The sequence below is a fragment of the Xenorhabdus entomophaga genome (assembly GCF_037996725.1).
GTDB lineage: Bacteria > Pseudomonadota > Gammaproteobacteria > Enterobacterales > Enterobacteriaceae > Xenorhabdus > Xenorhabdus khoisanae.
This window is the reverse complement of sequence record NZ_JBBMXH010000105.1, coordinates 1-15,455: the sequence shown is the minus strand read 5'-3', so window position 1 is coordinate 15,455 and position 15,455 is coordinate 1. Positions and strand designations below refer to the sequence as shown.

The window sequence follows — 15,455 nt, the reverse complement described above, 5'->3', positions numbered from 1 at the left end:
CAGAACTCATCGTGGCGCGGGTATCCATACTCATAGAGACGCCGGATAGATTTAAGCAAGCCAACCATACATCAAAATGAGTGTTGCAAAAACGGGGAAGACCATAGATTTGCTGCGAGTTACCCAATAGCCTTGTGACGGCTTCTACAGATTCAGTACGCCCGACAATATTCAGGATATCGCCAAACTGTAAACTGGCATTATTACTGGCAACCAGTTCAATGCCCGCACGATTGAGGCGCGTAACGACAACATCATATTTCTGTTTTAGATTGAGCGACCCAATTCTCTGGCTCAATACCTCATCATTCGTTACCACCACTCTGACCGATTGGAGAATGCTGTTTGAGGTAGACAACGACACATCAACTTCTTCCCCAATTATCAACCGGACTTGGCTCAATTCTTCCCGCTGCCCTACCAGATAAAGCAAATCTCCATTCTGGATCACCGTCGTTGGCTGAGGCACCATCAATAATTCACCGCGTTTCAGGCGGGAGCACACAACGTCATCACTGTTGAGCAAGGGGATATCCTGCATCATTAACCCATCCAAATTCGGATTACGCACAGCAATATTCATTGTCTGGAGCATTTCCCGATTATGGTTATTTTGGATATCAAATGATTTGGCTTCCCGTTCAACGCTAATTCTGAAAAAAAGACGCACCAGCCACATAACCAACAAAATACCGCAAATTCCCATTGGATAAGCCATGGCATAGCCCATGCCCATTTGACTGATAAGTGAAGGTTCTGATCCCAAATCCACCAGAATTTGTTGACCCGCTCCCAACGATGGGGTATTTGTCACTGCTCCGGAAAAAATCCCTAAAATAATCGGCAAAGGCACATCAAACAATTTATGAATAATAGCCGCAACCAGACCGCCAATAATGACAATCAGGAGAGCAAAACCATTTAATTTAAGGCCAGAAACCCGTAGGGAAGAAAAAAAGCCCGGCCCGACCTGAATACCAATAGTATAAACAAACAGAATTAAGCCAAATTCCTGAATGAAGTGCAGCATGTCATTGCTGAGTGACAGCGAATAGGTTTGGGCAAAATGGCCGACAATAATTCCACCAAACAAAACGCCGCCAATCCCGAGGCCAATACCATATATTCGCCAATTACCTATCCATAATCCTAATGCAGCAGCCAGTGCCAACAAGCTCATTGTCAGTGCAATATCACTCATGACTTGCTTCCTTTACCAAAGGTTAACATTTGGGAATGTTTGTCGCTTTCCCCTTATGCTTTATAAATACCAACACTACCAATTAAATGTTGGCATGAATTAACGGGAAGATATGTGTCTTAAACCACATATCACATGTTTTTTTCCATCTTTATTGGCCACGTTTAATTCAGGGCGGGTTTTTATTTTCCAATGAGTCATCCACCCCTCACTATTCAATAAACATTACACTAAATAGCTTTTATTTATTGCTGGTAAATTGGAGAGCATAAATATTTTCCCGTCCTGAAGGTACGTTATAAAACAGAATTAAAATTTCCGTCACAAAAAAATATTAAATTTAACGATAAATGCTATAGCAAACTGAATATTACCTGACTATAGTAAATAGTATTAAGAGGTAAACAGTATTCAAGGTTTATCTTCATGCTTTGGAAAAGTGGTGTTAAAGAGCAAATAGTATCTGAACATTGGCAAATTAACTCATTGAGATCATGGAAACGATGAAAAACCGTAAGATGCTTCCATTATTATGTACCATATTGGGATTATTACTTGTCACAGGCTGTTCCAGCATTATGACACATAGTGGCCCCTATCAAGGTTATTATTCTGGAGCGAAAGCCAACATTGACATGTTAAAAGATGACAAAACCGGGTGGGTCATGAAACCTCTGGTCGCGATTGATATTCCATTTTCTGCCTTTCTGGATACACTCCTGCTTCCTTATGATTATGCCCGTTCCGATCAAAATAGCGCTGAGCAATCGCCTAAGCATCGTATCGAGCAATTGGAGAAAAATTCAACTTCTATGCTGTTAGATCCCCAAATTGTGATTAATGGAATATAGCCAGCTATACTTCCGGGGATTCGTTTTTTTGCCGTCACCCTGCATCTTGAAATTCATTGAATATATAAGCACTTTAGCCAGGCATCGCCATTATCCAGCGATGCCATTACAATAATATCTGTTTCAACAAATGCCGGTTTCAACCATAAATATTTGTCGGTATCCATTGATATCACGCATAAAAGCAACATAGCGATCATTCGGTGATATCACTATTGCATCTGCGGAGGGAGCTTCATCAGTACGCTCCGTCAAACGCCGCATTTCGCCATTCTGACTATCACAAAGCATGACACTATTGTCACAGACACAGGCAATAAACCGCCCACGGCTATCCCAGCTAAATGCAGACTGCATGCTGTTATGACTGTGGGTTATCTGCATTGGCTCGCCCCCATTTGGGGAGATATGCCATAGCTGGATAATTCCCTTTTCATCTTTCATCAGAAAACCGATTTTACTGCCATCCGGCGATGCCCTTAGCCAATGACGGGGCACATTCACAACACCCGGCCAACGTTTATCATGTGTAAAGGTCAAACGCCGCTGTTTCACTCCCGCAGGCGGGGCGGGTAAAGTTGTCTCTGTACCAGCCAAAGGGTGATTGCCTGCAATAGCGTAATCGCTATCATTTTCGGGTAGATCAACGAGATAAATTTCAGCTATTTTTTCACCACTTTCGGCGCATGTATCCCCAATAAACGCCAATGCCCAACGCTGCTGTTGACCATTATCTTTGAAGTATCCCTGCTGCCCAATCCATCCCTCTTCATAAGCCCGATTGATGTCATCACTTCCGGGACGCGGATGCGCGGTAGTCTGGCTAACAACAACTGAAAAATAGTTACCGTCATATTCTCTCGGATGTTTTTTTGCTGAAATAACGGCACCTAATGGAACTGCCACCGCAACATTACGTAAATCGAGAGCAGGATCTAACTCATGTATTACATGATCGTTATAGGTGAAACTCAAACGGCTGCCATCTGGGCTGAAAACATGCACATGCGTACCGCCACGCAAGGCACCCGCAGTATAAGGTGGGGTAATGTCCATCGCATCAATGTTAACCGCCACGTTCGGCAGAGTATCTGAGACAATCACACCACGACGATGGTGAAAATCATACTGCCAAAGTGCATCGGGTTTTTCCGGGCCATGAATAAAAGCATAACGAGTTGGTTCCTGAGGACTAACAGTCACTACACCGACATGAGCGCCATCCTGTGCCTGATAGATAATTTCAGTCTGTCCGCTATCAACATGAATTTTTTCTATCGTTAAACCCGTAAAAAATGCACTACTCGGACGAACATCGTACACTAACCATTGGCTATCAGGAGTCCAGATATTTATATTAGTTATCTGATGGCTACGACTGTCGAATGTAATCTGACGTTCCTTTAAAACCATTTTCCTGCCTTATATTGCGAGGTTTCGGATAATAAAAACTAATTTTACTCAGGTTCGACTAAAAAATTTCAGTCGAGACGTTATTGTTTCAACAGTACTCTTTACCTCCACGTTATTCCAGTTGATTAAATTTATGCTACTAAGTGTCCTTTATATCATTGGTATTACGGCTGAAGCCATGACAGGCGCATTAGCCGCAGGTCGCCGAAAGATGGATGTATTCGGCGTTATCATTATTGCTTCCGTGACGGCCATCGGTGGTGGTACCGTCCGCGATATTATTCTGGGCCATTACCCACTCGGCTGGGTAAAAAATCCAGAGTATATTGTGACCGTTGCTTGTGCTGCTGTGTTGACTATCTGGGTTGCACCCATGATGAAACACCTACGCCGTTTATTTCTCATTCTTGATGCGATTGGTTTAATTGTCTTCTCCATCATTGGCGCACAAATTGCTTTGGAGATGCACTACAGCCCTATTATTGCCGCCATTGCTGCCGTAATTACCGGGGTTTTCGGCGGTGTACTGCGCGACATGTTCTGCAATACCATTCCGTTGGTATTTCAAAAAGAGATCTACGCAGGCGTCTCTTTTGCCGCCGCCTGGCTCTATATCGCCTTATTGCATACTCCACTGCATCCGAATGGCGTGATCCTGATTACACTGATTGCAGGATTAACGGCCCGGTTAATTGCTATCCGTTATCGCCTTGGTTTACCTATCTTCAATTACGATGGAACAGACCACTAGCAACCTCTAGTAAATAATGTCATGAACGTTTGGGGCAACTCCTTTGCCCCTGCTTAATTCCCTTTCCGACATAATCCACTTTCCTATTTAATTCCCTTTCCTACTGAATCCCCTGTAAATCTAAAGTGTGAATCAGTACCTTAATCTCCGGGTGTTGTAGAAAAGCCGCGACTTTTTCTCTTTGTTTTGTCGTTAATGATTTTACCCCATTCGGATGTAATAACGGCTCTTCCCATTGCCAACCCATGTTATCCGTAAAACGATTGGCATAAGGCAGACCGATGGCTTCACGCCACAATGAAAGTGGCTGTAACTTTGCCTGCTGGAATTGGGAGAAGAGCAACTCAGCACGCTTAACGCCAATATTCGGCACTTCTTCAAGCTGTTTTCTCTCCAGCATCAACCAATCCGATAAGTTAGTCACCAATCCATTTTTTACCAGAGCAGACCACGTGCCTTGCCCAATCCCCTTCATTTTCAACTTTTCCCCAAGCCATGTCAGACGGGCAATAAACTGTTGTTGGCAATATTGTTGGTTCATATCATTCGTATCGCTCGTCTGGTTTAACGCAAGGCAACTGAGAGAATGATAATTTTGCCCATTAGGCGGTTGGATATCAGAATGCTCCGCAATGCGCCACACCACCTTATCGAGTTTTGGGATACCATGCCCAGCCAGCGCCACCGTGATTTTGTCGCCCGGATGAACATCCCACTGCTTCCAACGCCTGACAGACCCGATATTGACACGGCTGACTTGCCGATCATCTAACCTGACTGTCTCCAGTTCTAATACAACGGAGATTCTCCCTGTCCGGCCTATCGTGAAATCAACATTTTTTACCGTTGTCATTTGCTGCCTTAATGGGTATTTCCATGCAATAGCCCAGCTACTTGAGCCTGCTCGCCATTGCCGGCCTGTAGGTTCAGCTTCCTGTCGCAAGACAACGCCATCTGTCACAAAAGGAAGAGGCTGCACAAAATAATCTTTCCATCTCTTTTCGGCCTCTTCTACGGTAGCAATGGGGTGGCTATATTGTTGTGTCATGGGAAATCCCATTGATGTCAATCGTTCCAACCTGACCGGCATTTCATTTGGCCCATCCGGCCAGCCCCAGATAAAGACGCCTATTTGCTCAAGTTCCGGTGTCGGTGTCTTTCGCATCATTAACCCCGCAACTTTGCTGCGTGCACCTTGACCGCCCGCAACAGATTGCTGGTGCTGCTCTTGCTGCCAAAAAAGTTCACCCTGCAATACCAAACGTTCTGGTGCATTTTTTATCTGCTTAGGGATACTGGAAATAAATGGGCTTTTATCCATCCAGTCTGTTCCTTCTACGCCATCCCCACGGCTGATTAATCGCACTAAGTCGCCTTTTTCGTAAACCAGAGTAACCGCAACCCCATCAACTTTGGGTTGCAGCCAAACCCCTGTTCTCCCCTGTAACCACTGGCGAATCTTATGTAAGTCCTTCAGCTTATTTAAACCTGTGTGCTGGACAGGATGAGGCTGTTTTTCCTCTTGTAAACCGACAACCGTGGAAGATCTGGCCGTGGAAGTGTTAACCGTAGAAGTACTAACCGTAGAAGTACTAACCGTAGAAGTACTAAAATCAGAAACAGTAAAAGAATTGGCCGTTACCTGATTTAAACAACCTTGCCAAAACGCGAGGGTTTCCTGTAATTGATCATAAATTTCATCATCTATTTCACTCACACCCTTTTGACGATAGAGATAATCCCATTTCGCCATCTGCTGTGTCAGATGTTCTATTTCATGTTGAAGCTTTTCTTGTGTCCATATAGCGCAATCTGCCTGAGTGGCGAATGCCATAGGCATGCTAAATAGTAGTATCCCTACTGTTATGAAAAAATTGATAAGAAAGTTAAGCATCCTTGCTCCATAGATTCCTGAAAACGAGCAGAGAATAAAAAACAGGGCGATTTTTACCAAGATGGAAAAGACAGATTTGCGAAGCATTTCGAAAAATAAATATCTAATTTCTGCAACCATCTATTTTTTCTGAAATTGTTCCGCAAAATTAACTCGTAACATCAGTTTGTTAAGAAAAAATTTTGTTGAAATGCCCGTTGGCATGTATTGTAACGCTGCATGGATTGACGTATCCGTGTATACTATGTGGGATTTTATATTCCTGCGCTTGCATTTATTTATACCCAATCAGTCAAGAATTCATCATGAACCAAGGAACGTTATATATTGTTTCTGCGCCGAGTGGAGCAGGCAAATCAAGCCTTATTCAGGCTTTATTAAAAACTCAGCCTTTGTATGACACTCAGGTTTCTGTTTCACATACGACACGCCAAGCTCGTTCAGGCGAAAATCATGGTGAACATTATTTTTTCGTCGCAGTAGATGAATTCCAAAATATGATCACTCATGATGAATTTTTGGAATATGCCTGTGTTTTCGGTAACTATTACGGTACATCCCGAAAAGTCATTGAAGAGACACTCGCCAGCGGCGTTGATGTTTTTCTTGATATTGACTGGCAAGGTGCACAGCAAATCCGCCAGAAAATGCCGGCAGCCCGTAGCATTTTCATTCTTCCGCCTTCTAAGGAAGAATTGCTCCGTCGCTTACGGGGGCGTGGTCAGGACAGCGAAGACGTTATTGCCAAACGAATGGCTCAAGCTGTCGCGGAGATGGAACATTACAACGAATATGATTACGTCATCATCAACGATGATTTCAATACGGCACTCGCCGATTTACAATCTGTTATTCGTTCTGAGCGTCTACGATTAGATCGTCAGGCGCAGCGGCATGATGCCTTAATCAGCAAATTATTGGCAGACTGAACCAAGTTTCAGTATTATGCCCAGTCATTTATTTATCTGTGGAGTAGCACTCATATGGCACGCGTAACTGTTCAAGACGCAGTAGAAAAAATTGGTAACCGTTTTGACCTGGTGTTGGTCGCTGCTCGCCGAGCACGCCAATTGCAAGTAGGCGGCAAAGATCCTCTCGTTCCAGAAGAAAACGATAAGATGACTGTTGTCGCTCTGCGTGAAATCGAGCAAGGCCTTATCAACAATAAAATTCTTGATGTTCGTGAGCGTCAGGAACAGCAAGAACAAGAAGCCGCAGAAATCAAAGCTGTTTCTGCCATCGCTGAAGGTCGTCGTTAATTTTACGGTAGGTCTGCCTTGTATCTGTTTGAAAGCCTGAATCAGCTGGTTCTGAAATATTTGCCTGAAGATCAAATTGATCTGCTAAAACAGGCCTATGTTGTTGCACGGGATGCCCACGAAGGGCAAACCCGTACCAGCGGTGAACCATACATTACTCATCCTGTCGCTGTTTCTTGTATTTTGGCCGAAATGCGCCTTGACCATGAAACACTCATGGCAGCACTTCTGCACGATGTTATTGAAGATACGCCAACGACGTTTCAGGATATAGAACAGTTATTTGGCACGGCCGTCGCCGGATTGGTGGAAGGGGTATCCAAACTGGATAAACTGAACTTCCGGGACAAAAAGGAAGCTCAGGCCGAAAACTTCCGCAAAATGATCATGGCAATGGTGCAGGATATCCGCGTCATTTTGATCAAGCTGGCAGACCGTACACACAATATGCGAACCCTTGGCTCCCTGCGCCCCGATAAGCGGCGGCGCATTGCCAGGGAAACGCTGGAAATTTATAGCCCTCTGGCCCATCGTCTGGGTATCCATCACCTGAAAACGGAGCTGGAAGAGCTTGGGTTTGAAGCCCTGTATCCCAATCGTTACCGCGTCATTAAAGAGGTCGTTAAAGCCGCCCGCGGTAATCGTAAGGAGATGATCCAAAAAATCTTGTCGGAAATTGAAGGCAGGTTAACGGATGCTGGCATCGAATGTACAGTCAGTGGCCGCGAGAAACATCTCTACTCTATCTATCGTAAGATGCACCTGAAAGAACAGCGTTTTCATTCCATCATGGATATTTACGCTTTTCGGGTCATCGTCAATAATCTTGATACCTGCTACCGCGTACTGGGGCAAATGCACAGCTTATATAAGCCCCGCCCCGGCAGAGTAAAAGATTATATTGCAATCCCTAAGGCCAACGGCTACCAATCTCTGCATACTTCCCTTATTGGCCCGCATGGGGTTCCTGTTGAAGTCCAGATTCGTACTGAAGATATGGATCAAATGGCGGAAATGGGGGTTGCAGCACACTGGGCTTATAAAGAGCAGGGAGAATCCGGCACAACCGCACAAGTTCGTGCACAACGCTGGATGCAAAGCTTGTTGGAGCTTCAACAAAGTGCCGGCAGTTCTTTTGAATTTATTGAAAGCGTGAAATCTGATTTGTTCCCCGATGAGATTTACGTTTTTACCCCTGAAGGGCGAATTGTTGAATTACCCGCAGGAGCGACTCCTGTCGATTTTGCCTATGCCGTCCATACAGATATCGGCCATGCCTGCGTAGGCGCACGTGTTGATCGCCTGCCATATCCGCTTTCACAGACACTGAGCAGTGGGCAAACTGTCGAAATCATCACAGCACCCGGTGCACGTCCTAATGCTGCATGGCTGAACTTTGTCGTCAGTTCCAAGGCGCGAGCCAAAATCCGCCAGTTACTGAAAAATCTGAAACGGGATGATTCTGTTGGGCTGGGTCGCCGTTTGCTCAACCATGCACTTGGTAACGGAACAAAAATCACCGATATACCACAGGAAAATATCAACAAAGAGCTGGCAAGAATGAAGCTTGCGACTTTGGATGATTTACTGGCAGAGATCGGGTTAGGTAATGCCATGAGTGTGGTTGTCGCTCGTAATTTATTGCTCGGCGCATCGGATAAAGAGTCAAACAACAACGGCAATACGGCTCGTAAGCTACCTATCAAAGGCGCTGATGGCATCCTGATTACCTTTGCCAAATGTTGCCGTCCAATTCCGGGTGACCCGATTATCGCTCACATCAGCCCGGGAAAAGGGTTAGTAATCCATCACGAATCCTGCCGCAATATCCGTGGATATCAGAAAGAACCGGAAAAATTCATGCACGTAGAGTGGGATAAAGATATCAATAGCGATTTTATTGCTGAAATTAAAGTTGATATGTTTAACCATCAAGGTGCCCTGGCAAATCTGACCGCTGCTATCAATGATGCAAACTCCAGCATTCAAGGCATGAATACGGAAGAAAAAGATGGCCGCGTTTATTGTGCTTTCATCAGGCTGACGACCAAAGACCGTATCCAGTTGGCGAATATCATGCGTAAGATACGTGTCATGCCAGATGTAATGCGAGTCAGCCGTAATCGAAACTAAAGGTTATGAATCCTAAACGTTACGCTCGTATTTGCCAGATGATGGCAATGCGTCAACCTGACCTGACGATTTGTTTAGAAGAAGTTCACAAACCCCATAACGTATCCGCTGTCATCCGTACTGCGGATGCGGTCGGCATCCACCAAATCCATGCCATTTGGCCCACAGAACAATTAAGAACCCAGCTCGCTTCTGCGGCGGGTAGCAACAGTTGGGTTCAAGTCAAGACACATTCCACTGTTGAGCAAGCCATTCAGCAATTTAAATCCGATGGTATGCAAGTGCTGGCAACTCATCTTTCTGATAAAGCCGTCGATTTCCGCCAAATTGATTACACTAAACCTACCTGCATTATTATGGGGCAGGAAAAGAAAGGTATCTCAAAACAAGCTATCGCATTGGCAGATCATGACATCATCATCCCGATAGCAGGCATGGTGCAGTCACTGAATGTCTCCGTCGCATCTGCCTTGATCCTGTATGAGGCACAACGGCAACGCCAACTGGCGGGCATGTATCAGAGAGAAGAAAGCACACTGCCCGAAGAGGAACAGCAAAAGTTGCTGTTTGAAGGAGGGTATCCTGTTCTGGCGGCAGTTTCCCGACGCAAAGGTCTGGAACAACCATTGATTGATAAACAAGGGCAAATCATCGCAAGTGAATCGTGGTGGGCAATAATGCAGGCAACGGCTGCACCAAGCGGCAACTTGAAAGACAACAGGTATACAAGGAAATAAATCACACCGACGGAGACATCACATGAAAGGCCAACTACTTGATGCCATCCCCTTAACCTCTTTGCATGGTGTTGGAGCCAATCAGGTCACTAAGCTCGCCAAATTAGGGTTGGTCAATCTACAGGATTTACTGCTGCACCTTCCCCTGCGTTATGAAGATCAAACCCGTCTGTACACTATTAATGAGTTGCTACCTGGCATTTATGCTACGGTAACGGGTGAAGTATTGCGTACCAATGTCGTTTTTGGACGCCGGCGCATCATGACCTGCCAAATCAGTGATGGAACCGGCATATTGACCCTGCGTTTCTTCAATTTCACCGCCGCCATGAAAAATAATCTGGCCGAAGGAAAACACGTGGTTGCCTATGGTGAAATCCGTCGTGGAAACCAAGGGCCGGAGATCATTCACCCTGAATATAAAGTTCAGCAACACGCCAATCGTGTTCAACTGGAAGAGACGTTAACGCCCATCTATCCCACTACAGAGGGAGTGCGCCAAACAGCACTGCGCAAGTTGATCGATCAGGCATTAGAGATATTGAAGACCTGTGCCATTAATGAATTGCTGCCGGAAGAATTCAGCCGGAAGATGATCAGCCTGCCCGATGCGTTGCATACGTTGCATCGTCCTCCACCAGATATCTCCCTGACTGATTTGGAAAATGGCCGGCATCCGGCTCAACGCAGGTTAATTCTGGAAGAATTGCTGGCGCATCATTTAAGTATGCTGGCAGTCAGGGCCGGAACCCAGCGCTTTCACGCCCAGCCGCTCACAGCGGATAATTCGCTGAAACAACAGCTTCTCAGGCAATTACCCTTCTCACCAACAGGGGCGCAAGCCCGGGTCGTTGCAGAGATAGAACACGATCTGGAAAAAAACGTCCCCATGATGCGCTTGATACAAGGCGATGTAGGATCGGGTAAAACGCTGGTGGCAGCTCTGGCGGCTGTTCGCGCTATTGTTCACGGCAAGCAGGTTGCGTTAATGGCACCTACGGAACTGCTGGCAGAACAACATGCCAATACATTCCGCCAATGGCTTGAACCTCTCGGTATTCAAGTCGGCTGGCTGGCGGGCAAGCAGAAAGGTAAGGCTCGTCAGGCACAGCAAGAGGCGATTGCAAGTGGTCAGGTCAGTATGGTGATTGGCACTCACGCAATGTTTCAGGAGCAAGTTAAATTCGCAGGATTGGCATTGGTTATCATCGATGAACAGCACCGGTTTGGCGTTCATCAACGCCTCGCATTATGGGAAAAAGGCCGCGAGCAAGGCTTCCACCCCCATCAATTGATCATGACCGCAACCCCTATTCCACGCACATTGGCAATGACCGCCTATGCGGATCTTGATACATCCATTATTGATGAACTCCCACCAGGGCGAACACCTGTAACAACGGTTGCCATTCCTGATACCCGCCGGAACGACATTATCCAACGCATAAAAAGCGCCTGTCTGGATGAAGGGCGCCAAGCCTACTGGGTATGTACGCTGATTGAAGATTCTGACGTTCTGGAAGCGCAAGCAGCACAAGCGACCAGTGAAGAGCTGGCACAGGCATTACCGGAACTGAAAATTGGCTTGGTACATGGGCGAATGAAACCCGCAGAAAAACAAAGCATCATGGAATCTTTTAAGCAGGGGGAATTGCAATTACTGGTTGCCACTACCGTCATTGAAGTCGGCGTTGATGTGCCGAATGCCAGCCTGATGATCATCGACAACCCCGAACGTTTGGGATTGGCTCAATTACATCAGCTTCGTGGGCGTGTCGGGCGTGGAGCCGTTGCTTCACACTGTGTTCTGCTCTATAAAACCCCACTGACCCACACGGCCAAAATACGCCTGCAAGTTTTACGGGATAGTAATGATGGTTTTGTGATTGCCCAGAAAGATTTAGAGATTCGGGGGCCGGGTGAATTACTCGGTAAGCGCCAAACGGGTAATGCTGAATTCAGGATCGCGGATTTATTGCGGGATCAAAATATGTTGCCGGAAGTTCAACGCATTGCCCGCTATATCCACCAGCACTATCCTGAACATGCCAAAGCGTTAATTGAACGCTGGCTACCGGATAGCTCACAATACAGCCATGCCTAACGTAAGCCATCCAATAAACAGTTAAAAAAATGCCGCTGAATATAATTTCAGCGGCATTTTTTAGCCAAGATATCAGGCCATATCACAAGCGTGTCAAATTAACCTGTAACAGATGGGAACATTGGTAACAACAGATACAGTTTGATGACAGCAGCATTAACGATATCAATAAAGAATGCCCCTGCCATCGGCACAAGCAAGAATGCCACATGTGATGGTCCAAAGCGGTCAGTAATCGCCTGCATATTCGCGATAGCCGTTGGCGTTGCGCCCAGACCAAAACCACAATGACCCGCTGACAATATTGCTGCATCATAATTTTTTCCCATCACACGATAAGTGACGAAAACAGCATACAGAGCCATCACGACTGTCTGTACAACGAGAATAATCAGCATCGGTAGCGCAAGGGAAGCCAACTGCCACAATTTCAGGCTCATCAGCGCCATTGCAAGGAACAGTGACAGACTAACGTTACCCAATACTGAAACCGCTCGATCAAATACCCGATAAAAACCAAGCAAAGACAGGCTATTACTGAGAATAACCCCAACAAACAGTACACATACAAATGTCGGCAATTCAAAGGCCGTGCCTTGCAATTGTTTTTCAATGAAACTGCCTGCCAATAAGCAAATGGAAATCATGGCAATGGTTTCCAGCATCACTAATGGCGTGATAAGCCGGCCCGTATAGGGTTTCTCAAACGCAGTCGGAAGCTCTGTATCTTCTGTACTCAAACCCGGTGTTTTGGTATTTCTCACCAGAAAACGAGCAACCGGGCCACCGATCAAACCGCCCAGAACCAAGCCGAATGTGGCACAGGCCATAGCGACTTCAGTAGCATTTTCAAAGCCGTAACGTTCAGTGAAGACTTTACCCCACGCAGCACCCGTTCCGTGACCGCCAGAAAGTGTAATAGACCCCGCCAGCAACCCCATGAGCGGGTCAAGACCAAGCATTTTCGCCAATACGATACCTACCGTGTTTTGTACCAATAACAGGCCAACAATCACGCAGATAAAAAAGATCAAAAGTTTTCCGCCCGCTCTCAGGCTGGCAAGGTTAGCGTTCAAGCCGATGGTGGCAAAGAACGTCAACATAAGGGGCTCTTGGAGTGATAAATCAAAACCGACTTCCCAACCCGTGGTTTGTTTAATCGCCAGTAATACTAAAGCGACCAATAACCCACCTGCGACAGGTTCAGGGATTGTATATTTCTCAAGGAATGAGACTGATTGTACGAGTTTTCTTCCTAGTAACAAAACAAGTGTGGCAGCAACGAGCGTGCCATAAACATCCAGATGATACATTTATGTACCCCATCTATTGTTAAAATTATGTGAACTTAATGTGACGTTATAATCATCCTATAAAAACGCCAAGAGCAGGTAAGGGTTGGATTAGAAAGAAAATTATTAATAAACACAAGTTAAAATATTTAAAAATGTGACGAAATTAAGCCGTATCTCACAATGAAAACCTTAGGCAAACGATTGCTTTCATAGTGAAGATCATTAAAATGCGTTTCTTTGTCCCTCTGGAATTTCACTACATGGTCAATTTAACCCGTGAAGCCAACCCATCAGAAGTTCCCAACAATTCGGCTCTCAACACGTCAGATAATGAGCTGCTCTATCGCCTTGAGGATAAGCCTCCACTCCCGCATGCCTTATTTGCGGCATGCCAACATTTGCTGGCGATGTTTGTCGCAGTTATCACTCCAGCGATATTGATTTGTCAGGCACTTGGGCTTCCTGAACAGGATACGCAGCGCATCATCAGTATGTCCCTGTTTGCCTCAGGATTGGCATCACTTATTCAAATTCGCTCTTGGGGACCAATTGGTTCTGGTTTGCTTTCAATTCAGGGAACCAGTTTTAACTTTGTTGCCCCACTTATCATGGGTGGCATGGCACTGAAAAACGGCGGTGCGGATATCCCAACGATGATGGCAACCCTGTTCGGTACACTGATGGTTGCTTCAATGACCGAAGTTCTGCTATCCCGTGTACTCCATCTGGCAAGAAGGATCATTACACCGCTGGTATCCGGTATTGTGGTAATGATTATCGGCTTATCTCTGATCCAAGTCGGATTAACTTCGATTGGCGGCGGTTACTCTGCCATTCAAAACGGTACATTTGGCGCGCCCGGAAATCTGCTGTTAGCAGGTATTGTCCTTGCCGTTATCGTACTGCTGAATCGCCAGCGTAACCCTTACCTACGCGTCGCGTCTCTGGTTATTGCCATGGCCATAGGCTATCTGGTGGCCTGGTACATGGATATGCTACCTCTTTCGAAATCAACGGTAGATACATCAATCGTGACAGTTCCTTCACCACTCTATTATGGCCTGTCTTTTGACTGGAATCTGCTGATCCCGCTTATTCTGATTTTTATGGTGACGTCACTGGAGACAATCGGCGATATCACGGCAACGTCGGATGTCTCAGAGCAACCCGTCAGAGGCCCGCTATACATGAAACGCATCAAGGGAGGCGTGTTGGCAAATGGCCTCAACTCAATGGTTTCTGCGGTCTTCAACACATTTCCAAATTCCTGCTTTGGTCAGAATAATGGCGTGATCCAACTCACTGGTGTTGCCAGCCGCCATGTCGGTTACATTATTGCGTCCATGTTGATTCTGTTGGGATTGTTCCCTTCGGTGGCAGGTTTTGTGCAACATATCCCCGAGCCTGTCTTAGGAGGAGCGACGATTGTTATGTTTGGCACCATCGCCGCCTCTGGCGTCAGAATCGTTTCCCGTGAGCCACTGAATCGCCGTGCGATTATGATCATCGCATTGTCACTGGCTGTAGGCTTAGGCGTCTCTCAACAACCGTTGATTTTGCAGTTTGCCCCCGATTGGGTGAAAAACCTGCTCTCTTCGGGGATTGCGGCAGGTGGCCTGACCGCCATTTTGCTGAACCTGATTTTTCCTCAAGAAAAATAACCGGTAGGTTTGGATGCTTGTTGTGTCCCTCCCGCTGTAATAGCGGGAGTTAATGAGATGGTCTTCCCCACCTTGTGAACCATACTCTTTATAGAGTATTTTTTCTGGAGAGTCCATCATGCAAAACGTCACCCTTATTGGTATCGATCTCGGCAA

At 46.0% G+C, this 15,455-nt stretch carries 12 protein-coding genes; 8 read left to right on the top strand and 4 right to left on the bottom strand.

Annotated features, from left to right (window positions below; genetic code table 11):
* The coding region (locus tag AAC854_RS18160) for a putative transporter (RefSeq protein WP_340618359.1) at window positions 1–1,201 on the bottom strand (1,201 nt) is incomplete at its 3' end.
* A gap of 503 nt (window positions 1,202–1,704) precedes the next feature.
* Between AAC854_RS18160 and AAC854_RS18155 the strand changes: the two genes are divergently transcribed.
* Entirely contained in the window at window positions 1,705–2,052 is a 348-nt protein-coding gene (locus AAC854_RS18155; RefSeq protein ID WP_340618358.1) for a YceK/YidQ family lipoprotein, read from the top strand.
* 123 nt (window positions 2,053–2,175) lie between these two features.
* Here the strand turns inward: AAC854_RS18155 and AAC854_RS18150 are convergent, their stop codons facing one another.
* Window positions 2,176–3,465 carry a YidR family protein gene (locus AAC854_RS18150; protein ID WP_340618357.1) on the bottom strand — a complete coding sequence of 430 codons (1,290 nt, stop codon included), beginning with the start codon at window positions 3,463–3,465 and terminating at the stop codon, window positions 2,176–2,178.
* Between the two features lie 133 nt (window positions 3,466–3,598).
* Here AAC854_RS18150 and AAC854_RS18145 point away from each other — a divergent pair, with 133 nt between their 5' ends.
* Window positions 3,599–4,216: a trimeric intracellular cation channel family protein gene (locus AAC854_RS18145; RefSeq protein WP_340618356.1), complete on the top strand. Its 618-nt coding sequence runs from the start codon at window positions 3,599–3,601 to the stop codon at window positions 4,214–4,216.
* A gap of 100 nt (window positions 4,217–4,316) precedes the next feature.
* Here the strand turns inward: AAC854_RS18145 and ligB are convergent, their stop codons facing one another.
* Window positions 4,317–6,056, bottom strand: a complete 1,740-nt coding sequence (ligB, locus tag AAC854_RS18140) for an NAD-dependent DNA ligase LigB (protein ID WP_340618355.1) — start codon at window positions 6,054–6,056, stop codon at window positions 4,317–4,319.
* Between the two features lie 359 nt (window positions 6,057–6,415).
* Between ligB and gmk the strand changes: the two genes are divergently transcribed.
* From gmk to recG, 5 genes are read left to right on the top strand one after another with little or no spacing between them, the layout of a single operon-like run.
* On the top strand, window positions 6,416–7,039 hold the full coding sequence (gene gmk / locus AAC854_RS18135; RefSeq protein ID WP_340618354.1) for a guanylate kinase: 624 nt from the start codon (window positions 6,416–6,418) through the stop codon (window positions 7,037–7,039).
* Window positions 7,040–7,093: 54 nt separating this feature from the next.
* Window positions 7,094–7,369 carry a DNA-directed RNA polymerase subunit omega gene (gene rpoZ, locus AAC854_RS18130; protein WP_047963911.1) on the top strand — a complete coding sequence of 92 codons (276 nt, stop codon included), beginning with the start codon at window positions 7,094–7,096 and terminating at the stop codon, window positions 7,367–7,369.
* Window positions 7,370–7,387: 18 nt separating this feature from the next.
* A complete protein-coding gene (gene spoT, locus AAC854_RS18125) occupies window positions 7,388–9,502 on the top strand; it encodes a bifunctional GTP diphosphokinase/guanosine-3',5'-bis pyrophosphate 3'-pyrophosphohydrolase (protein WP_340618353.1) in 2,115 nt (704 codons plus the stop codon).
* Window positions 9,503–9,507: 5 nt separating this feature from the next.
* On the top strand, window positions 9,508–10,239 hold the full coding sequence (trmH, locus tag AAC854_RS18120; RefSeq protein WP_340618352.1) for a tRNA (guanosine(18)-2'-O)-methyltransferase TrmH: 732 nt from the start codon (window positions 9,508–9,510) through the stop codon (window positions 10,237–10,239).
* A gap of 22 nt (window positions 10,240–10,261) precedes the next feature.
* Window positions 10,262–12,343, top strand: coding sequence for an ATP-dependent DNA helicase RecG (gene recG, locus AAC854_RS18115; protein WP_340618351.1), 2,082 nt, complete (start codon window positions 10,262–10,264; stop codon window positions 12,341–12,343).
* A gap of 98 nt (window positions 12,344–12,441) precedes the next feature.
* Here recG and gltS read toward each other — a convergent pair whose 3' ends face one another.
* Complete coding sequence (gene gltS, locus AAC854_RS18110; RefSeq protein ID WP_340618350.1) at window positions 12,442–13,656, bottom strand: sodium/glutamate symporter; 1,215 nt, start codon at window positions 13,654–13,656, stop codon at window positions 12,442–12,444.
* A gap of 242 nt (window positions 13,657–13,898) precedes the next feature.
* Here gltS and AAC854_RS18105 point away from each other — a divergent pair, with 242 nt between their 5' ends.
* The gene (locus tag AAC854_RS18105) at window positions 13,899–15,299 is read left to right on the top strand and encodes a uracil-xanthine permease family protein (protein WP_340618349.1); all 1,401 of its coding nucleotides are present in this window, start codon (window positions 13,899–13,901) and stop codon (window positions 15,297–15,299) included.
* Window positions 15,300–15,455 lie beyond the last annotated feature (156 nt).

Bases quoted from the DNA above. Each gene is read 5' to 3' on its own strand.
- AAC854_RS18155 (WP_340618358.1), top strand. From the start codon at position 1,705: ATGAAAAACCGTAAGATGCTTCCATTATTATGTACCATATTGGGATTA.
- AAC854_RS18150 (WP_340618357.1), bottom strand. From the start codon at position 3,465: ATGGTTTTAAAGGAACGTCAGATTACATTCGACAGTCGTAGCCATCAG.
- AAC854_RS18145 (WP_340618356.1), top strand. From the start codon at position 3,599: ATGCTACTAAGTGTCCTTTATATCATTGGTATTACGGCTGAAGCCATG.
- ligB (WP_340618355.1), bottom strand. From the start codon at position 6,056: ATGCCTATGGCATTCGCCACTCAGGCAGATTGCGCTATATGGACACAA.
- gmk (WP_340618354.1), top strand. From the start codon at position 6,416: ATGAACCAAGGAACGTTATATATTGTTTCTGCGCCGAGTGGAGCAGGC.
- rpoZ (WP_047963911.1), top strand. From the start codon at position 7,094: ATGGCACGCGTAACTGTTCAAGACGCAGTAGAAAAAATTGGTAACCGT.
- trmH (WP_340618352.1), top strand. From the start codon at position 9,508: ATGAATCCTAAACGTTACGCTCGTATTTGCCAGATGATGGCAATGCGT.
- recG (WP_340618351.1), top strand. From the start codon at position 10,262: ATGAAAGGCCAACTACTTGATGCCATCCCCTTAACCTCTTTGCATGGT.
- gltS (WP_340618350.1), bottom strand. From the start codon at position 13,656: ATGTATCATCTGGATGTTTATGGCACGCTCGTTGCTGCCACACTTGTT.
- AAC854_RS18105 (WP_340618349.1), top strand. From the start codon at position 13,899: ATGGTCAATTTAACCCGTGAAGCCAACCCATCAGAAGTTCCCAACAAT.